We start from the raw sequence: 18,083 nt of genomic DNA, 5'->3' as shown, positions 1-18,083 counted from the left end.
TCTCATGGGGCGTTTTTGAGGACGCATCGTCGCGGCGGCGCATGGATGATCACAGCGTTTCCTCGGTTTTTCGCGCCGGCCGCGTGACCACGGCCTGCGGCACGTCATAGGCGCCGAGCGAGGCCCAGTGACGCGCGATATCGGAGCGGAACAGGCCGCGCGTCAGGCCGTGGATCATTTTCGGAACCGCCGTCGTCATCGCGTTGATCGATGATCCCGATGGACCGAAGCTCATGGTCGAGGCGATGGCAAAGAGATGGATGTCGGCGATCCAGGGCGTCTTTCCCGGCACGCGCTCGGTGAAGGCATAGTCGTCGGCGAGATAGGGAAAGCGCCCGAGCCGTTCGTTGCGTTCGTCCTCGGGCGGGTGGTAGCGGTCGGCCCAGGTGGCGATGTTGCCGGCGAAATTGGAGAGCTCGCCGCGGCCGGCAACGTTCATGTCGATGCCGGTGCCGCAGATGACGAAATCGGTGGTAATGGTTCCGCGCGGCGTCTGCAATGCAATGCCGTGCTCGGTCTTCCGCGCCGCTTCGACCGGAGCGCCCTCATGCAATGTGAAGTTGGCATGACGCGCGCAGCGGTCGTAGGTCGGTTGCGGAAATCCCTCGCGCATTTCGAGGATTTTTCGCATGAAGCGCCAGCGCCAGGCGTCGTCGAGGTCGCTGAGATGACGCAGGAACCCGCGAAACGTCAGCCACCGATAGGGCTGGATCACCTGGATCTCTGCGCGGCGGCACAGCAGGTGCACCTCGGCGGCCCCCGCCTCCAGCGCGGTTGCCGCATTGTCGAAGGCGGATGCGCCGGCACCGATCACGGCGACGCGCTTGCCGCGCAGGCTTTCGAAAGCGATGTCGTCGGCAACGGTTGCGACCGAACCCGCTGGCAGATGCGCCAGCTGCTGCGGGATCATCCAGCCGCCCATGCCCTCCTGCCCTGTCGCCAGCACGATCTTGCGGGCGTAAAGGGTCTCGACTTCCCATGCCCGCTCCACGCGCGCGGCGAGCAGGCCGTCGGACGCCGGCGCGATCTCCAGAAGTTCGCAGGCGTTGCGCACCGGCAAGCCGATCGTGCGCCGCAGCCAGAGCAGATACTCGGCCCAATGCTCTCGCTCGATCAGGCCGAGCTGTTGCCAGCTGTCCTTGCCGAAGCGGGCCTCGTGCCAGGACTGGTAGGTCAGGCTGGGGATATCGAGATCCGGGCCGGTGTAGTCCTTCGGGCTGCGCAGCGTCGGCATGCGGGCATAGGTGAGCCACGGGCCCTCCTTCCCCTCCTCGGCCTTGTCGAGCAGCAGGATGTTGCTGACGCGGGAGCGCATCAGGCCGAAGCCGATGGCGATGCCGGACTGGCCGGCGCCGATGATGAGCACGTCCAGCGCGGGCTTGCCGTCCGGCCCCGTCTTCGGCTCGAGCCACGCGGCGCCGGGATGCGCGATCATCGCCAGATCGGCGCGGACGTCCGCTTCAAGCTTGGTCAGCCCGTCACTCATGACGCGAGCCAGCCTCCGTCGACCACCATGACGGTGCCGGTCGTGAACGAAGAGGCATCGCTTGCGAGATGCAGTGCCGTCTGCGCGATCTCTTCCGCAGCACCGAACCGCTTCATGGCGTGGCGGTTGCGGGAGGCTTCGCGCACTTCTTCTGAATTGGCGTGACGGGCAAAGCTGCGGCGAAGCATCGGCGTATCGATCGCGCCGGGCGCAATCGCATTGACGCGAATGCCGTCGGTGGCGAAGTCCACCGCCATCGTCCGCGTCAGGCTGATGATCGCGCCCTTGGCGGCGATGTAGGCGCTGTTACCCTTGCCGCCGGCCATCGCAAGCTGCGACGCCAGCGTGATGATCGAACCGCTGTTCTGCCGCTGCATGTGAGGCACGGCGGCCCGTGCCCACAGCCAGGTGCCGCCGACATTGGCGCGGAACACGGCGTCCCAGTCTTCCACGCTCGTGGTCAGCACCGTACCGCCGACGGAGAAGCCGGCAGCGGTCATGAGGATATCGAGCCGGCCATGCTGCGCCACGACGTCGCTAACAACGACTTCGGCGAAGGCGGCATCACCGACGTCGCCGACATGCGTCGTTGCCGCGCCGACCAGGCTCAGCGTTTCCTCAAGACCAGCAGCATCACGGTCGACCAGAGCAAGGCGCGCGCCCTCTTCCGCGAACAGCTTGGCACTGGCCCGGCCGATGCCCGAGCCCGCTCCGGTGATGATGGCGGTGCGCCCCTGCAGCCGCATGTCAGATCCCCTCCTTGTGCTGCATCCACCAGGCGCTCATCGCAGCGGCCGACTCCGCGCAGCCGAACCGGGCGCGCCAGCCGAACTCGTCGGCCATCCGCTTGATCGACATCGGTGCACGATCCCCGCCGTGAAGCTTGATGACAGTCTTCTCTCCGGGAGAGGCAAGCCGGCACTCCAGCCCGGGATGCAGGGCCGCAAACGCCTCGCCCCATTGCAGTGCAGACCAGGCCGTGCCGCTGGAGATGTTGTAGAGCCGGTGGCGCGGCCGCTCGGCCTCGATCAGCACCGCCACCGCTTCGGCAGCGTCCGGCGCGTAGGTCCAATCCTTGATGCCTGGTGCAGGGAGGAGCGCCGGTTCGCCGCGCGCGAACGCGGCCAGAATCTGGAACTGGACGCTCGGCGTATCGCGCACCGAGCCGGGCCGCTCCCATGGACCGAAGACGGCACTTAAGCGCACGCTCAGGAAATCACCGCCAAAAAGCTCGGCGTGCCGCGCCACCGATCGCTCCGAGGTGAACTTGCTGATGGCATAGAACGAGACGGGATCGCAGGGCGTTTCCTCTTCCAGGGCCGGGGCCCGCCGGCCCGCAGCGCCATAGGCCGATGCGGAGGACAGATTGACGACCCGGCGAACACCATGCCGGATCGCCGCTTGCAGGATCGGGATCTGGGCCATGACGTTGATCTCGAGAACGCGCGCTGGCGATGCCCGTTCGAGGTCATCGCCAGCGGTGACCGCGGCGCCTAGCACGATTGCGTCGGAGCCCCCGGCAATGAGGGTGTCGATGCCTTCCGCGTCGGTGATGTCGCCCTGAACGACCCTCAGCCGCTCGCGATACTCGCCCAGGGATCGATGCGCAGCTGCAGGCAGCGGCGCACGATCATACAGCGTCACCTCATGGCCGCGCGCAAGCAGCACCTCGGCAAGATTGAGGCCGACAAAGCCGGTGCCGCCGAAGACGACGATCTTCATCGCACGCGATCCAACATCACAGCAGTTTTGCCCCGAAATTCCGTTCCGGATCCATGTCCGCCACCAGCCGGCCCGTCGGCTTCGCCGCCTCGCCGCCGCTGCGCGCCAGGAATTTTCCGCTACCCGCGCTTGCGAGACACTTGTTGCCCTCGACGATCACGCGGCCGCGCGAGAGCACCGACACCGGCCAGCCCTTCAGCTTGCGGCCCGCGAACGGCGTGTAGCCGGCGAGATCGTGCATCATCTCGTCGGCAATCACGGTCTCGCGGTCGGGATCCCAGATCGCGATGTCGGCGTCGGCACCGACGGCGATCGAGCCCTTGCGCGGATGCAGATTGTAGATCTTTGCGGGCGCTGTCGCGGTGAGCTCGACGAATTTCTCCAGGCCCAAGCGGCCCTTCGAGACCATCGCATCGAAGAGCAGCGGCAGCCGCAGCTCTAGTCCCGGCAGGCCGTTCGCGACCTGCTTGAAGTTCGGATTGGGGCCGGCGCGCAGCTTGCCGGTCTCGTCGTAGCGATAGGGGGCATGATCCGACGAGATGGTCTGGAGATCGCCCAGCGAGAGCGCCTGCCACAGCGCCTCCTGGTCGGCATGCGTCCGCGGCGGCGGGCTGCACATCCACTTGGCGCCTTCGGCGCCGGGCTTGTCGAGATCGTTGGCGGTCAAGAACAGATATTGCGGACAGGTTTCCGCAAAGACCTTCAAGCCCTGTCCGCGCGAGTCGCGGATCACCTTGGCGCCTTCGGCGGTCGAGACATGGAAGATCATGATCGGCTGGTCGATCAGCGCCGCCATGCCGATCAGCCGCGTGAAGGCTTCCGCCTCCGACACGCGGGCGTGGCTGACGGCATGGTATTTCGGCAAGGTGTAGCCGCGTGACAGCAGCCGCTTCACCATCCAGGCGATGATGCCGTGGTTCTCGGCATGGGCGCACAGCATCGCGCCCGACTGGCGCGCGGCGAGCAGGATGTCGAGCAGCGGCTCGTCGTCGACCTTGAGCCGGTCGTAGGTCATGAAGATCTTGATCGAGGCATGGCCCTGCTTCACCAGCGCCGGAACGTGCTCCTCGACCGTCTCCCTGGTCGCATCCGCGATGATCATGTGAAAGGCGTAGTCGATCACCGCGCCCTTCTTCGCCAGCGCGTGATAGTCCTCCACCACCTGCGGCAGCTTCATGCCGACATGCTGGGCGGCGAACGGGATCACCGTGGTGGTGCCGCCGAACGCGGCAGAGACCGTCGCGCTCTCGAACGTGTCGGCGTTCATGATGCCGGCGGCCGATAGCTGCTCGATATGGGCGTGGCTGTCGACGCCGCCGGGCAGCACCAGCTTGCCGCGCGCGTCGATCTCGCGCTTGGCGGGGGGAAGCCCGCGGCCGATCGCTGCGATGGTCTCGCCTGATATGGCGACGTCGGCCTCGAAGACGTCGGTGGTGGTGGCGACGCGGCCGCCGCGGATGATCAGATCGTAAGCGGGTTCAGTCATGAGGCACTCCGTGATAGGCTCGAGGTACGTACTCGTAATTTCGCAGGAAGACCATGATGTCCCGGGCGCGCATTCTCGTCATCAATCCGAACTCCAATCCTGCGGTTACGCAGGGGCTGGAGGACGCGCTGAAGCCGCTCGGTTTCGAGGGCGGGCCGGAGGTGGTCTGCCAGACGCTGGCCGAGGGTCCGTTCGGCATCGAAAGCCAGGCGGACGTCGACAGCGTTGCGATGCCGCTGCGAAAGCTGGTCGAAAGCGACAACAGTTTTGCCGCCTTCGTGATCGCCTGCTACAGCGATCCCGGGCTTCAGGTCTGCCGCGAAGGCACCGACCGCCCCGTGTTCGGCATCGCCGAGTGCGGCGTGCTGACGGCGCTGGCCCGCGCGGAGACCTTCGGTGTTATCGCCATTGCCCAGCGCTCGATTCCGCGTCACATTCGCTATCTCAGGCAGATGGGCCTGACCGACCGCCTCGCCGGCGAGCGGCCGCTGAACATGAGCGTCGCCGAGACGGCGTCCGGCGAAGGCACGCTCGCCAGGATGATCGAAATCGGCCGCGCGCTGCGCGACGAGGACGGCGCCCGCGCCATCGTGATGGGCTGTGCCGGCATGGCGCGCCACCGCCGCCCGCTCGAAGAGGCGCTGCGCATTCCCGTGATCGACCCGACACAGGCGGCCGTCACCATGGCGCTGGGTACGGTGCAGTTCTCGGCCCACTAGGCGTCCTTCAGCTCTTTGGCGTCCTGGCGCGCGAGCCATTGCGCATGGCTCTCGCGGACAAGCGCAAACGTGTCCCGCTGCGTGGTGTAGAGGTTGCCGAACATGCGGCCGATCGGACGGTAGGCGTCGAGATCGACGTACATATTGGCTTCATCGACGAGACCCTCGCGGGCGTGCACCCGGAGCACCTCGCCGACCAGGAGCTCGCGGTCCGGCGAGAAGTTCAGCACGACATGACGCCGGCACTCCAGCGCAAAGGGCGCAGCAGCAAGGCGCGGCACCTTTACATCGACCGAGGGAAGCGTCGCCAGCCCGGTCGCGGCGACCTCGCTGTCGCCGGAGGGAAAATCGACGGCGCAGTCGTTCATCGCGACCGACAGCGCCTCGTCCACCATGTGCACCACGAACTCGCCGTCGCGACGGATGTTGCGGGTCGTGTCCTTCGGCGAGTGATCCGGCTTGTGCTGGAGCCCGAGCACGATCAACGCCGGGCTTTCCGAGAACACGTTGAAGAAGCTGAACGGTGCGGCATTGACGGCACCATTCTCGTCCAGCGTCGTCACCAGCGCGATCGGCCGCGGCACCACCACGCCGCAGAGCAGCTTGTAGCGATCGCGTGGGTCGAGCTCACGCAGGGAGATGCCTTTGTCCGCCATCGGCGTCACTTCTCCGGCGGCGGCACCGCGCCGGTCTGACTGGTGATCAGGCCGTAATGCTCGATGCGGCGGTGCCGGGCGAAATCGAAGATCGTGGTCTTGCCGAAGGTGGTCGCATCGAGGTCGCAGGCGTGAACCAGAACCTCGTCGTCCTCGGTCCTGGCTTCGGCGACGATCTCGCCATCGGGATCGACGATCAGGCTGCCGCCGAACAGCGGGTGACCATCCTCGACGCCGGCCTTGGCGACCGCGACGACCCAGGTCGCGTTCTGATAGGCGCCGGCCTGCACCGAGAGGCGGTTGTGGAACAGGCGCTTCTCGACGCCCTCCTCGCTCTTCTCCGCATTCACGGACGGCGTGTTGTAGCCGATCAGCACCATCTCGACGCCCTGCAGGCCCATCACGCGATAGGTCTCGGGCCAGCGGCGATCGTTGCAGATCGCCATGCCGATGATGCCGCCAAGCTCGCGCCAGACCTTGAAGCCGAGATCGCCCGGCTCGAAATAGCGCTTCTCCAGGTGCTGGTGCGAGCGCCTGGTATCGTAGTCGACATGGCCCGGGAGATGGACCTTGCGGTATTTGCCGACGATCTTGCCGGCCTTGTTGGTCAGGATCGCGGTGTTGAAATGGTGGCCGTCCGGCGTCAGCTCGGCATAGCCGAAATTCATCGCCATCCCGTGCTGCGCCGCGCGTTCGAACAACGGCCTCGTCGCCGCGTTCGGCATCTCGCGCTCGAACCAGATGTCGAACTCGGCGCGATCCTCGACATACCAGCGCGGGAAGAACGTCGTCAGCGCCAGCTCGGGATAGACGATGAGGTCGGCACTCTTGCTCTTGGCCTCGTCCATCAGCGCAATCATGCGCTTGACCACGGCCTCGCGGCTGTCGGCTTTCTGGATCGGGCCCATCTGGGCGGCGGCGACATTGACGATACGCATCAGCGAGTTCCTGATTTCTTGAGTTTCTTGACGAGATTGGGGATCGCAGTTTCAGGAGCGTGTCGGCGCACGCAGCTTAACGCAGCATGGCCCGGAATTTCCAGCCGGGCACCAGCGAGGCGGCATGGTGTGCATTGCATAGCGCGCATCAGCCGTGCTCCGCATCGGCAATGTCGAGGCCATGGTCGAGCGCATCCAGAAGAAGGTCCGCCTCGCACTCGGAGATCACCAGCGGCGGTGCCAGGAAAAGCGAAGTCTGCTCGCCGCTGGTGCCGATCACCGCGCCGGCCTCCAGCGCCCGCTCCGCGACGCGCGAGGCGATCGGCACCTCGGTGGTGTCGGCATGCCAGGTACGCCAGTCCGGACCGTGCAGCTCCACCGTCCAGTGCAGCCCCTGCCCGGCCACGCGCTGCACGCTCGGATGCTTTTGCGCGATCGCCAGCAGGCGGCGGGCGAACAGCTTCTCCACGTTTTGCACGTGCTCCAGAATCCCGTCGTCACTAACGACCTTCAAGTATGCGCTGACGGCGGCCATGCTGATGGGATGACCGCGCAGAGTGCCGTAGTTCTGCCAGCTCGTGCCCTTGAGCCGCTCGACGATGTCCTTGGATACCACAACCGCGGCCACCGCCGCCGCGCCGCCGCCGAGCGACTTTCCCAGCGTCACGATATCGGGGCGGCTCTGCGCGCCCTGGAAGGCGAACCAGCGGCCCGCGCGACCTGCGCCGGTGACGACCTCGTCCGCGATCCAGTACGAGCCGGCTTGCCGCGCACAGCGCGCCACCTCGTCCTGATAGACGGCGTCGTAGTAGATGCCGCCTTGCGTGTAGTCGATGATGGTTGCAGCGGTGTCCGACAGCAGCCGCGTGGCATCGGCGAGATATTCGCTCGGCGGGGTGTTGTTGGCCGGCCCGCCATAGATCGCGCCATCCGGCGCCGGCAGGATCCGCACCGGCGCCATCGGCGCCGGCAGTTTTGAGCCGCCCGCGTGCACCGCAAGGCCACCGTGCCATTGCGGCTGCACCGTCATGCTGCGCGACAGGCCGGTGATGCCGTGATAGGCGCGCTCGCGCGTCGCCAGCGCGGAACGCTGCGTCAGCGCCTGGCAGAGCGACAGCGCCATGTCGTTGGCTTCGCTGCCGCTGATGCAGAAGCGCACCGCGCCGACCCAGTCCTCTTCGCCCTTGAAGGCCGTCGCCATCAGATCGTCGGCGGCCTGTTCGCGGCCGACCCAGGTCCACCCCTCGTTGACGACGGGCGTGTCGGCTGCACGGCGGATCGCCTCGACCATCGCGGGGTGACGATGGCCGAGACCGCCGCCGGTGTTGCTGCCGTCGATCAGCTTGCGGCCATCGGACAGGTGAAAGTAGACGCCCTCGCCGCCGACCACGGCCATCGGCGCGCTATCGCCCGCATTCAAACCGGTTCGCAACAATCTGCTCATCGCGGATCCCCTCACTTCGCCGCCGCGGGGCCGTAACCGCCGCCGCCGCACATCTCGATCGTGACGAGATCGCCTTGCTGCAACACCAGGTTCGACTTGCCGTCGATCGCGACGTTCGCGCCTTGCCTGACCAGCGAGATGCGGCAGGCCTTGCCGGACTCGCCGCCCTGCATGCCCCAGGGCGCCATCACCATACGCTCGATGCAGGTGGTGAGATGCATCGAGGGCGCGAGGATGCGGTAGGTGCGGACCGAGCCGTCACCGCCGCGATGCGCGCCCGCGCCGCCGGAATTCCGGCGAATGGCCTGCTGCTCGAGCCGGATCGCGTAATTCGCCTCGATCACCTCGACCGGCGTGTTCGAGGTGTTGGACAGATGCACCCGCGTCGCCGAGGTGCCGGCGCGATCGTGCCGCGCCTTCGCCGCCGCCATGGACCTCGTACAGCATCTTCCAGGACCCGTTCGGCCGCGGCTCGGCGAAGAACAGCACGCCCGCGGTGGTCGCGCCCCCCGCGGACAGGCGCTCCGGAATCGTGTCCTGCATCGCGCGAAAGATCGCATCGACGATGCGCATCGACGTCTCGTGGTTGCCGGCGGCAACGGAAGCGTTCCAGCCCGGCTCCAGGATCGAGCCCGGGCGCGTGATGATGGTCAGAGGCCGGAGCGCGCCGGCGTTCTGGTTCATGTCGCGCCCGCTCATGATGCGTGCGGCGTAGGCGACCGCCGAGCGCGCCATGAACGGCGTCGTGTTGCAGAAATTCGAGACGCGGTCGCAGCTTCCGGACAGATCGAACGTCGCCTCGTCGCCGCGAATCGTGATCTTGACGTGGATCCGCGCCGGCGCGTTGTTCGCGCTGCCGTCGTCGAGATGGTCTTCGCCCTCGTAGACGCCATCAGGCAGCGCGCGAAGCGCTTCCCGCATCTCGATCTCCGAGAGATCGTGCAGGCGCGACTGCGTCGCCATGAAGACTGCCTTGCCGTGCTCGCGGCAGAGCTCGACGATGCGCTTCTCACCGGCCTTGGTCGCCGCGATCTGCGCCAGGAGATCGCCCTCGCAGGACTCGGGGTCGCGGACGTTGGCCTTGAGCAGCTGCACGATCGGGGTGTTGACGCCGGCCGAGGTTGCGATCAGCACCGGCGGAATTCGCATCGCCTCCTGGAAGGTGTCGACGGCTTTTGCGAAATAGCTGCCGGGCCAGGTGCCACCGATGTCGGGCCAGTGCGCGAGGCTGATCGCGAACGCGACGATCTCACCCTCGACGAAGACAGGCCGCACGACCTTGACGTCGTTGAGATGGTTGCCGCCGAGCGCACCGACATTGTAGATCACAACGTCGCCGTCGTTCAGGTTTTCGCGCGGCATCACCTTCAGCAATTCAGGGATGGTGTAAGCCATCGCACCGAGATGGATCGGAATGTCGCGGCCCTGCCCGACCAGCCCGCCATGGCCGTCGGTGATCGCAGACGAGAGATCGCCCGCTTCGCGCAGCAGCGGCGAGCGCGCCGAGCGCGTCATCACCAGGCTCATCTCTTCGGCCGCGGCGGAGAGCCCATGCCTGATGACTTCGACGACGAACGGATCGAGCTTCATGCCGCCCTCCGTGTCAGGAACAGATTGCCGGCCTCGTCTTGCTTCGCCTGCCAGCCCGGCGGCACCACCACCGTCGACCACGCGTCTTCGATGATGGCCGGGCCGCTGACGGTCTCCACCAGCGAGGCGCGGTCGACGATCGCTGTCGCGATCTCGTGGAAACCATCGAACGAGCAGGTCCGCCTGCCGGACGAGGCCGCCCTCGCCGCCGTCGCCGGCCGGCTGACGACGGTCGTCGACGGGCGGCGGGCCTGCACCCGCACGGACTCGATGACGCATGGCTCGCCGGTCGCATAGCCGAACATCTCATGGTGCCGCGCCAGGAAGTCCTTCTTCAACTGTGCGACGTCGAGCGGCAGCGTGAAGGATACCGGGATGGCATCGTTCTGCGCGGCGTAGCGCATCAAGGCTACCAGCTCGACCTGGATCTCCGCCGCCGAAACGCCATTGGCGATCAGCGGCGCGGAGGCATCGTCAATCAGCGCGGTGATCCGCTCCGACACGCGCGCGAGATCGATGCCGTCGAGGGCGGCGCGCAGCGTCTGCTGCTGGAGGAAACTGAAATCGGCCGTGAGGCAGCCCAGCGCGGAGAACGCACTCGACGCGCTCGGGACCACCACCTGCGCAATCCCGTAGAGATCGGCGAGACCCGCGGCATGCATCGGGCCGCCGCCGCCGAAAGCGAGCAGCGTGCAGTCGCGCCCGTCGATGCCGCGTTCGACCGTGACGCGGCGGAGCGCGCGGGCCATGGTCGCGTTGGCGACCTTGATGATGCCGAGCGCCGTTTCGGTCAGGCTGAGGCTCAGCGCCTGCGCGATCGGCTCAATGACGCGCTTGGCGGATTCGACGTCGATCCCGATACGGTCGCCAAGCTTCGTTTCGGGATTGAGATAGCCGAGCACGGCGTTGGCATCGGTGATGGTCGGCTCCGTGCCGCCGCGGCCGTAGCAGGCCGGCCCCGGCTCGGAGCCGGCACTCTCGGGCCCGACTGTGAGGCCGCCGGGACCGTTGCGGACGATCGAGCCGCCGCCGGCGCCGATGGAATGAACCGCCAGCATCGGCTGGCGCAGCGGCTTGTCGCCGAGCATGCGGCCGTCCGCCATCTCGGCCTGGCCGTCCACGATCAGGCAGACGTCCGTCGTGGTGCCGCCCATGTCGAAGGTCAGCATGCGCGAGGCGCCGAGCTGGCGCGCGATGCTCACCGATGCCGAGACGCCGGCCGCCGGCCCCGACATCGCCATCACCAGCGGCCGCCGCTTCACGGCGGAAATCGGGATCATGGCGCCGGCGGAATGAAACACCTGCAGGCCGGGCCCGATCGGCAGCCGCTGTTCGAGCTCGCTGAGATATTCCACGGCGATCGGCATCGCCGCCGCATTGAACACCGTGGCCGAGGTCCGCTCGTATTCGCGCGCCTCGGGATTGACCTCGTGGGAGAGCGAGACGTGGGCGACGACACCCCTGAGACGCTCGCCCAGCATCTTTTCATGCACAGGATTGGCATAGGCGTGAAGCAAGGCCACGGCCACGCTTTGCACGCCGGTCTCTTTCAGCCAAGCCACCAGACGCTCGATCTCCGCTTCGTCCAGCGCCTTCAGCACCCCGCCTTCGTGATCGATGCGCTCGGCGAGCCCAAAGCATCGTTCGGGCGGCACCAGCGGCGGCGATTTCGGCGGAATGTCGAGCCGGTAGAGATCGCGGCGGCGATAGCGCGCGATCTCCAGCACATCGGCAAAGCCCTCGGTCGCGACCAGCGCCACTTTCGGCAACCGCCCCTCGACAATGGCGTTGGTGACGCGCGTGGTGCCGTGGACGAAGCGCTTGACCTCGCTCTTGCGCAAGCCCACCGCCTCGATGGCCTCCAGCATCGCCTGCGCGGGCGCGTCGGGGCGCGACGGCACCTTGGCGATCCGCGCCTCGGCGGAGTCGCGCCGGATCGCGATGATATCGGTGAAGGTACCACCGATATCGGTGCCGACCTCCCAGTGATGTTCGGAAGAGCTCATGTGCAGGGGTCAGCTACGCGTGACGTCCGAGCCGGACCCGAGTCCTTGCCGTCCATCGCAGACCAATACCAAACCGAGATCGCTCATCATGCATCCCCTGTGATGCCACCGACCGGGAGCGTGCGACAGAGTGATGGGCGCGGGATAGGCCCAGCGTTGTCGCAAACCACAGGACTTACGCACGAGCGCCGCCGCGCGCCGCGCCACCAGGTGCACGATTTGGTGCAGCTCTGCTTGCGCGGAGAGCACGCAAGCGCGGACGGCTCCACGCGGGAAAAGTGCAGCGCACCACGGATTTCTCCGCGCAAATCGTAGCATCTGCTGCACTGCAATGGGAGCAACTCGACATCCTCTGTCTAATTTGCAGGCGATCGACCGGCGCTGCCGGAGACCTCCGTGCCTATGAGCTATGCACCGCGGTCGGCTCAGCCTCGCTTTATTGTACGAACAGTAAGCGCTGGCTGAAGCCGAAGCGTTACCCATAGCCGGCGGTTCGCAAGGCCAGTTCGAGCCCGTGAAGCTCTGCTGGCGTCGCCGCCGGCTGCGGCGGTCGCGCCGCGTCGCATGACAGACGCCCGAGCAGCTTCAGGCAGGCTTTCAGACGCACGGTCGCGCGTCCTCCCGGCGCATCGCGGTAGATCGCGACCGCCAGCGGATAGAGCTTTTCGTGCGCGGCGCGCGCCCGCTCCCAATCGCCGGCTTCCGCCGCAGTCCAGAGGCTGACGACAAGCTCCGGCGCGACGCAGGCAAGGCTGACCTGGCTGCCGGCCGAGCCGATGAGATAGCTGGTCAGCAGATGTTCGTCGCCGGAGCCGAGCACGACGAAGTCCGGCCGCACCTTGCGGATCAACCTGAGATTCTGTTCGTACGTCGCAACCTCCCAGCTGCCCTCCTTGATCGCAACGAAGCGAGGATCGGCCAGGAGCAGTTCAAGCTGCGGTGGCGCATAAGCCATGGCTCCGGCGCCGACGGGCGCAGCGTAGAGCATCAGCGGCACCGTCGTGGCATCGCGAATGCGGCCGTGATGCTCGATCACGCACTCATCGGCATGGCCGAGCGCCCAGCTGTTGGGCGGAAACACCAGCAGCCCGTCCGCGCCGGCCTGCTCCGATGCGGCAGCCTCGCGCGCGGCTTCCAGGCTCGATTCATGGTTGACCCCGGAGACGATCAGGCAGTCCTTCGGCGCGTGCCGGCGCGCCAGTTCCACCACCCGCCGCTTCTCGGCCAGCGACAGCACAAAATTCTCACCGGCGTGACCGTTGACCAACAGCCCCTTGATGCCGGGCGTGGACGCGACCGAAGCGATATGCGCCGCGAGCTGCGCCTCATCCACCGCGAAATCGGCCGTCATCGGCACGATCGTGGCGGCGTGAATGCCACGCAGGCGGTCGCTGAATGTCCGCATCGCCGCCGACATCGCCAGCTAGTGAATGATCTGGTCGAGGAACGTCCGCGCCCGCTCCGACTTCGGATGCTTGAAGAACTCCTCCGGCGCGGCCTGCTCGACCACCTTGCCCTCGTTCATGAACACGATTCGGTCGGCGACCTCACGGGCAAAGCCCATCTCATGGGTCACGCACAGCATGGTCATGCCCTCTTCCGCGAGCTTCTTCATGGTTTCCAGCACCTCCTTGACCATTTCGGGGTCGAGCGCCGAGGTCGGCTCGTCGAACAGCATGATCTTGGGCCGCATGCACAGCGCCCGCGCGATGGCGACGCGCTGCTGCTGGCCGCCGGACAGCTGCCCGGGGAATTTCCCGGCCTGATCCGGAATCCGGACTTTTGTCAGGAAATGCATGGCGAGGTCCTTGGCCTCCATCTCGCTCATGCCGTTCGCCGTCATCGGCGCCAGCGTGCAGTTCTCCAGCACCGTCATGTGCGGAAACAGATTGAAGCTCTGGAACACCATGCCGGTGTCGCGCCTGACGGCATCGATGCTCTTGCGCTGATGGTCGAGCTCGACGCCGTTCACGTAGATCAGGCCCTCGTCGTGCTTCTCGATGTGGTTGATGCAGCGGATCAGCGTCGACTTGCCCGAGCCGGAGGGACCGCAGACCACGATCTTCTCGCCCTTGGCGACCTTGAGGTCGATCTGGTCGAGCGCGGTGAAATCGCCATAGTGCTTGTAGACTGCTTCCATGCGAACCGCGGGAACCTCGCGCAACTGCGGCTGCATCGTCGCGCCCTCCATATTCATCGGCGTCTCGCTCATGCCCGGGCCTCCGCGCTCGCCTGCGCGATCGGCGCCCTCGCCGCAATCTTCCTGGATTTCGCAACGCTCGATCGGCCGAAATGCTTCTCGAGCCGGCGCTGCACCGCGTCCCAGACCGAGGTGAGGATCAGGTAATACGCCGTTGCAGCCGCATAGACTTCGAGGATCTGGAAATGCTCCTGCATCAGCATGTCGCTGCGGCGCATCAGCTCTTCGACCGAGATCACGGACGCAAGCGAGGTCGCCTTCAGCAGCGAATTGATGGAGTTGCCGAGCGGCGGGATCATCAGCCGGAACGCCTGCGGCAGGGTCACGCGGCGGAACGTGACCCAGGGTGACAGGCTGAGCGCCCAGGCGGCTTCGCGCTGACCCGCCGACACCGCCATGAAGCCGCTGCGCACGATCTCGGCGAGATAAGCGGCCTCATTGAGGATCAGCCCGACAAGCGCGCAGGCGATCACGCTGAACTTGATGCCGAGCTGCGGCAGGCCGCTGTAGATCACGACGAGCTGGATCAGCAGCGGCGTGCCGCGGAAGAACCAGATGTAGAAGCGCGCGACACCCGCGAGCACCGGATTCGACGACATGCGCAATAGCGCGATGCCCATCCCGAGGATCAATCCGCCGACGACTGCCGCCACCGTCAAGCCGATGGTGACGAGCACTCCCTTCATCAGGAAGTAGTTGAAGAAGTAGCTGACGGCGGCCGTCGGACTGAAATGGCTCATCGGCTCGTCTCCGTTGGTATCAGGCCGGACCGGGGCCGGCGATGGCAAGCGGCTGGTCGGCCGGCATGCTGGTCAGGCCGAACTTGTCGAACAGCGCCTGGTAGCTGCCGTCGGCGCGCATCGCATTGAGCGCCTTGACGACGGCATCGACCACCGTCTTGTTGCGGAAGCCGAGCGTGGTGCGCGCGGTGCCGAGGCCGCTCAGCACTTCCTTGACGCGGCCGCGGCCGGCGAGATCGCGCGCGACGCTGTCGACCAGGAGCGCGTTGTCTACCTGTCCGGCGAGAAGCGCGCTGACGACGTTGGTGGCGGTCGGGAAAGTTCGCATCTCGACGGCGGTGCCGCCCTTCGCAACGCTGGCATCGCTGAGCTTCTTGAGCCAGTTCATCTGGTAGGTCGAGACCTCGACGGCGGATGTTTTTCCGATCAGGTCATTCTCGGTAGCAATTTTTGTGCCGCTGTCGGGCGCAACCACGACCGAAATGGCCTGAATGGCGTAAGGCACCATGTACATCAGCTTGGAGCGTTCCTCGGTCCAGAACATGCCGGTGTCGATGCCGTCGATGCGGCCCGCGCTCATCGCGGGGATCATGGCCGGAAAATCCATCCGGACGAGTTCGACCGGAAGACACAATCTCTTGCCGAGCTCGGCGGCGAGCTCGACATTGAGGCCCTGCAGCTGACCGTCCTTGTCGACGAATTGCTGCGGCGGATTGGTCGGGTTGATGGAGAGCTGCAATTTGCCAGGCGCGATCAGATTATCGTCGGTGATCGCGGGCGTACACGCGGCATGCGCGTTCGCGGATGCAAGAACGAGTGCCGCAGCAACACCCAAGCTAAGCAGTGTCGAGACCATGAATACCTCCAGTAAGACGCCAATGACCGATGCAGTCCCTCGTCCGGGATTCTCCCTCAACGTTTCTTGGATGCGGCCGGCCGGATTTCGCGACGTGGCAGACAGCATCGTCCTTGATCCACTCAGGCCGGTCCCGACATCGGCCTGAGCTGGATCCGCATGAAATTCTTCACCAGGGATCCGAACGGACCGAAGCCTTTCACCTTCAGGAACTCCGGCGTCTCGAACGCCCAGCGGCCCGCGACTTCGTACATCGCGGCGTATTTCGGTCCGTCACCGATGGAGACGAAGCGCTTGGCCGAGAGCCAGCCCGGACAGGCGAGCAGATCGGGGAAATGGGTCTGCTCGTACCAGGCGTTGAACGCAGCCTCGTGCTCGGGCTCGATGTCGACCCGCACGATATGGATGAAGGCTTCGTCCGGCATCTTCTCGCCCCTCATCGCACGCGGATGTCGCCGGCCGCGCGCGCCGCGTCGACTGTCGTTGCAATGGTCTCGCACAGCGCAGGCAGAACCGGCAGCAGCGGCGGCCGCGGATCGGCGTTGCGGATCAGGCCGAGCGCCTTCAGCCCGACCTTCATGCGCGTGTGCATGTCCATGATCGGCGCAGGCCCGTAGATGGCGCGAACGATCGGATAGAGCCGCTCGTTGACGGCACGCATTGCCTTGAGGTCGTCGGCGAGGGAGGCCTGCCACAGCTCCGCGAACAGATGCGGCGCGAGGCTGACGAGGCCGGAGAGAATGCCGTCACCGCCGGCGGCAAGCTGCGGCAGGAACCAGTTGAAGTTCGACGGGAGGATCGCGACGGAAGCGTCGGCCTGCTTCACCGCCCGCCGGTTCTCGTCGTAGGCCAGCATGGTATCGCTGCCTTCCTTGACGGCGATGACGCTGTCGAGCGCTGCGATCTTGGCCAGCGTCTCCGGCGAATAGCCGCAGCCGGACGCCAGCGGATACTGGAAGATCGACACCGGAATTCCGATCGCGGAGCTGACTGCCTGCACGAAAGCCACCGGCGCGCGCGAGGTCGCCGAGGCGCCGCCGCCGAGCGGCGCGGGCGGGAACAGCACAGCGCAATCGGCTCCGGCAGCTTCCGCGAGCTGGGCCTGATGGATCGCTTCCGCGGTGGAATGTGCGATGATGCCTGAGAGCAGCGGCTTGCCGCCGATCTGCTTGCGCGTCCGTTCGATCACGGCCTGACGTTCGTCGTCCGAGAGTGACCCGCCCTCGCCGGCATGACCATTGACGAACACGGCTGCGATCCCGTCCGGACAGGCGCAATAGTCTAGCAGGCGGGCGTAGCCGTCCCAGTCGATCGAGCCGTCATCCCTGAAGGGCAGCACGGTCGCGACCGTGACACCGCGCAAATCCGGTCTCGTCATCGTCCTGCTCATGACGGTTTCCGCCGTGGGAATTTCAGGCTCGCCCGCGCCTTCAGCACTTCGAGGCCGCCCTCGTTGCGCGCGCTCGCCTCCCAGATGATGGTTCGCGCCTCCTCGTGCTGCTCGGCGATCCAGACGTCGAAGGTGAGCGTGTCGCCATAGAACACGGGACCGGTGAACCAGAAGCGGTCTTCCACCGAGACGCCGATGGTGCCGACCAGCTCAGAGGTGAGGATGCTGGTGCAGAGGCCCGCGACCATGATCCCCGGCGCCAGCCTGCGGCCGAAGCGCGTTGCACCGGCATAGACCTCGTCGACATGGACGGGGCCGAAATCGCCGGTCGCCGCGATATAGAGCGCGCCATCCGCCTCGGTGATGGTCTTGCTCAGGCTGACCCTGTCGTTGACCTTGAGATCGTCGAAGGATTTCGGCTCGTACATGGCTCAGCCCTTGGCAAAGGGTACCAGCGTCGCGGTGCCGTCGACCACGGTGGCGCCTGAGGGGGACAGCGTGCAGGTGACCCGGCAGACCGCGTCGTCGCCGTCAAGGGAGACGATCTCGGCCCTGGCTTCGACGGACTCGCCGACGATCACGGGCGCGGCAAAATTCAGCGCGATGCTGCCGATCCGCCGCGTCGGACCGCCGAGTTGGCTGAGGCACGTCGTCGCGAGACCACCGACCGCGAGTTCGAAGGCCACCATGTTCGACGCGCCGGCTTTCTTCGCGCGGACGGCGTCGACATAGAGACCGCCGAGATTGCCGCTGATGCCGGTGAACATCGCCTGCTCGGCCACCGTCATGGTTTTGCGGAAGGCGAAGGCGGCGCCGGGCTTGAGAGGTGCGTGAGACATCGATCGCTTCC

At 66.3% G+C, this 18,083-nt stretch carries 17 protein-coding genes and 1 pseudogene; 1 reads left to right on the top strand and 17 read right to left on the bottom strand.

All coding sequences use genetic code 11. The features are described from left to right. Positions 1-49: 49 nt before the first annotated feature. Genes ACNJYB_RS13920 through hydA form a run of 4 tightly spaced genes read right to left on the bottom strand, consistent with a single transcriptional unit; the run spans position 50 to position 4,694 of the window. Positions 50-1,486 carry an NAD(P)-binding domain-containing protein gene (locus ACNJYB_RS13920; RefSeq protein WP_439374484.1) on the bottom strand — a complete coding sequence of 479 codons (1,437 nt, stop codon included), beginning with the start codon at positions 1,484-1,486 and terminating at the stop codon, positions 50-52. Further along, a complete protein-coding gene (locus tag ACNJYB_RS13915; protein ID WP_439374483.1) occupies positions 1,483-2,232 on the bottom strand; it encodes an SDR family oxidoreductase in 750 nt (249 codons plus the stop codon). Before ACNJYB_RS13915 ends, ACNJYB_RS13920 begins: the two co-directional genes overlap by 4 nt. A gap of 1 nt (position 2,233) precedes the next feature. Then, a complete protein-coding gene (locus ACNJYB_RS13910; RefSeq protein WP_439374482.1) occupies positions 2,234-3,208 on the bottom strand; it encodes an NAD-dependent epimerase/dehydratase family protein in 975 nt (324 codons plus the stop codon). A gap of 16 nt (positions 3,209-3,224) precedes the next feature. Continuing rightward, the gene (gene hydA / locus ACNJYB_RS13905) at positions 3,225-4,694 is read right to left on the bottom strand and encodes a dihydropyrimidinase (RefSeq protein WP_439374481.1); all 1,470 of its coding nucleotides are present in this window, start codon (positions 4,692-4,694) and stop codon (positions 3,225-3,227) included. 56 nt (positions 4,695-4,750) lie between these two features. Here hydA and ACNJYB_RS13900 point away from each other — a divergent pair, with 56 nt between their 5' ends. Continuing rightward, entirely contained in the window at positions 4,751-5,413 is a 663-nt protein-coding gene (locus ACNJYB_RS13900) for an aspartate/glutamate racemase family protein (RefSeq protein ID WP_439375549.1), read from the top strand. On the opposite strand, the gene ACNJYB_RS13895 is transcribed toward ACNJYB_RS13900, so the two are convergent. The 13 genes and pseudogenes from ACNJYB_RS13895 to ACNJYB_RS13835 all read right to left on the bottom strand — a co-directional run bounded on the left by ACNJYB_RS13895 (position 5,410) and on the right by ACNJYB_RS13835 (position 18,072). Then, positions 5,410-6,069, bottom strand: coding sequence for a flavin reductase family protein (locus tag ACNJYB_RS13895; RefSeq protein ID WP_439374480.1), 660 nt, complete (start codon positions 6,067-6,069; stop codon positions 5,410-5,412). The genes ACNJYB_RS13900 and ACNJYB_RS13895 overlap by 4 nt on opposite strands. A 5-nt stretch (positions 6,070-6,074) precedes the next feature. Beyond that, positions 6,075-7,007 carry an N-carbamoyl-D-amino-acid hydrolase gene (locus ACNJYB_RS13890; protein WP_439374479.1) on the bottom strand — a complete coding sequence of 311 codons (933 nt, stop codon included), beginning with the start codon at positions 7,005-7,007 and terminating at the stop codon, positions 6,075-6,077. 148 nt (positions 7,008-7,155) lie between these two features. Further along, the gene (locus tag ACNJYB_RS13885; protein WP_439374478.1) at positions 7,156-8,451 is read right to left on the bottom strand and encodes an aminotransferase class III-fold pyridoxal phosphate-dependent enzyme; all 1,296 of its coding nucleotides are present in this window, start codon (positions 8,449-8,451) and stop codon (positions 7,156-7,158) included. A gap of 11 nt (positions 8,452-8,462) precedes the next feature. Then, positions 8,463-10,041: pseudogene (locus ACNJYB_RS13880) on the bottom strand (hydantoinase B/oxoprolinase family protein). Further along, positions 10,038-12,047: a hydantoinase/oxoprolinase family protein gene (locus tag ACNJYB_RS13875; protein WP_439374477.1), complete on the bottom strand. Its 2,010-nt coding sequence runs from the start codon at positions 12,045-12,047 to the stop codon at positions 10,038-10,040. Before ACNJYB_RS13875 ends, ACNJYB_RS13880 begins: the two are co-directional and overlap by 4 nt. A gap of 475 nt (positions 12,048-12,522) precedes the next feature. Then, entirely contained in the window at positions 12,523-13,464 is a 942-nt protein-coding gene (locus tag ACNJYB_RS13870; RefSeq protein ID WP_439374476.1) for a dihydrodipicolinate synthase family protein, read from the bottom strand. A 6-nt stretch (positions 13,465-13,470) separates the two neighbouring features. Then, the gene (locus tag ACNJYB_RS13865) at positions 13,471-14,259 is read right to left on the bottom strand and encodes an amino acid ABC transporter ATP-binding protein (protein WP_439374475.1); all 789 of its coding nucleotides are present in this window, start codon (positions 14,257-14,259) and stop codon (positions 13,471-13,473) included. Beyond that, complete coding sequence (locus tag ACNJYB_RS13860; RefSeq protein ID WP_439374474.1) at positions 14,256-14,987, bottom strand: amino acid ABC transporter permease; 732 nt, start codon at positions 14,985-14,987, stop codon at positions 14,256-14,258. The genes ACNJYB_RS13865 and ACNJYB_RS13860 overlap by 4 nt, the downstream gene beginning before the upstream one ends. Before the next feature lie 19 nt (positions 14,988-15,006). Then, the gene (locus ACNJYB_RS13855) at positions 15,007-15,843 is read right to left on the bottom strand and encodes an ABC transporter substrate-binding protein (RefSeq protein ID WP_439374473.1); all 837 of its coding nucleotides are present in this window, start codon (positions 15,841-15,843) and stop codon (positions 15,007-15,009) included. Between the two features lie 122 nt (positions 15,844-15,965). Beyond that, positions 15,966-16,268 carry a hypothetical protein gene (locus ACNJYB_RS13850; protein WP_439374472.1) on the bottom strand — a complete coding sequence of 101 codons (303 nt, stop codon included), beginning with the start codon at positions 16,266-16,268 and terminating at the stop codon, positions 15,966-15,968. An 11-nt stretch (positions 16,269-16,279) separates the two neighbouring features. Then, the gene (locus ACNJYB_RS13845; protein WP_439374471.1) at positions 16,280-17,233 is read right to left on the bottom strand and encodes a dihydrodipicolinate synthase family protein; all 954 of its coding nucleotides are present in this window, start codon (positions 17,231-17,233) and stop codon (positions 16,280-16,282) included. Further along, on the bottom strand, positions 17,230-17,661 hold the full coding sequence (locus tag ACNJYB_RS13840) for a MaoC/PaaZ C-terminal domain-containing protein (protein WP_439374470.1): 432 nt from the start codon (positions 17,659-17,661) through the stop codon (positions 17,230-17,232). Before ACNJYB_RS13840 ends, ACNJYB_RS13845 begins: the two co-directional genes overlap by 4 nt. 3 nt (positions 17,662-17,664) lie before the next feature. Next, positions 17,665-18,072: a MaoC/PaaZ C-terminal domain-containing protein gene (locus ACNJYB_RS13835; protein ID WP_439374469.1), complete on the bottom strand. Its 408-nt coding sequence runs from the start codon at positions 18,070-18,072 to the stop codon at positions 17,665-17,667. Positions 18,073-18,083 lie beyond the last annotated feature (11 nt).

Source organism: Bradyrhizobium sp. SMVTL-02 (assembly GCF_051853005.1).
Classification (GTDB): domain Bacteria; phylum Pseudomonadota; class Alphaproteobacteria; order Rhizobiales; family Xanthobacteraceae; genus Bradyrhizobium.
This window is presented reverse-complemented; position numbering and strand designations above follow the sequence as displayed.

Bases quoted from the DNA above. Each gene is read 5' to 3' on its own strand.
- ACNJYB_RS13920 (WP_439374484.1), bottom strand. From the start codon at position 1,486: ATGAGTGACGGGCTGACCAAGCTTGAAGCGGACGTCCGCGCCGATCTG.
- ACNJYB_RS13915 (WP_439374483.1), bottom strand. From the start codon at position 2,232: ATGCGGCTGCAGGGGCGCACCGCCATCATCACCGGAGCGGGCTCGGGC.
- ACNJYB_RS13910 (WP_439374482.1), bottom strand. From the start codon at position 3,208: ATGAAGATCGTCGTCTTCGGCGGCACCGGCTTTGTCGGCCTCAATCTT.
- hydA (WP_439374481.1), bottom strand. From the start codon at position 4,694: ATGACTGAACCCGCTTACGATCTGATCATCCGCGGCGGCCGCGTCGCC.
- ACNJYB_RS13900 (WP_439375549.1), top strand. From the start codon at position 4,751: ATGTCCCGGGCGCGCATTCTCGTCATCAATCCGAACTCCAATCCTGCG.
- ACNJYB_RS13895 (WP_439374480.1), bottom strand. From the start codon at position 6,069: ATGGCGGACAAAGGCATCTCCCTGCGTGAGCTCGACCCACGCGATCGC.
- ACNJYB_RS13890 (WP_439374479.1), bottom strand. From the start codon at position 7,007: ATGCGTATCGTCAATGTCGCCGCCGCCCAGATGGGCCCGATCCAGAAA.
- ACNJYB_RS13885 (WP_439374478.1), bottom strand. From the start codon at position 8,451: ATGAGCAGATTGTTGCGAACCGGTTTGAATGCGGGCGATAGCGCGCCG.
- ACNJYB_RS13875 (WP_439374477.1), bottom strand. From the start codon at position 12,047: ATGAGCTCTTCCGAACATCACTGGGAGGTCGGCACCGATATCGGTGGT.
- ACNJYB_RS13870 (WP_439374476.1), bottom strand. From the start codon at position 13,464: ATGTCGGCGGCGATGCGGACATTCAGCGACCGCCTGCGTGGCATTCAC.
- ACNJYB_RS13865 (WP_439374475.1), bottom strand. From the start codon at position 14,259: ATGAGCGAGACGCCGATGAATATGGAGGGCGCGACGATGCAGCCGCAG.
- ACNJYB_RS13860 (WP_439374474.1), bottom strand. From the start codon at position 14,987: ATGAGCCATTTCAGTCCGACGGCCGCCGTCAGCTACTTCTTCAACTAC.
- ACNJYB_RS13855 (WP_439374473.1), bottom strand. From the start codon at position 15,843: ATGGTCTCGACACTGCTTAGCTTGGGTGTTGCTGCGGCACTCGTTCTT.
- ACNJYB_RS13850 (WP_439374472.1), bottom strand. From the start codon at position 16,268: ATGCCGGACGAAGCCTTCATCCATATCGTGCGGGTCGACATCGAGCCC.
- ACNJYB_RS13845 (WP_439374471.1), bottom strand. From the start codon at position 17,233: ATGAGCAGGACGATGACGAGACCGGATTTGCGCGGTGTCACGGTCGCG.
- ACNJYB_RS13840 (WP_439374470.1), bottom strand. From the start codon at position 17,661: ATGTACGAGCCGAAATCCTTCGACGATCTCAAGGTCAACGACAGGGTC.
- ACNJYB_RS13835 (WP_439374469.1), bottom strand. From the start codon at position 18,072: ATGTCTCACGCACCTCTCAAGCCCGGCGCCGCCTTCGCCTTCCGCAAA.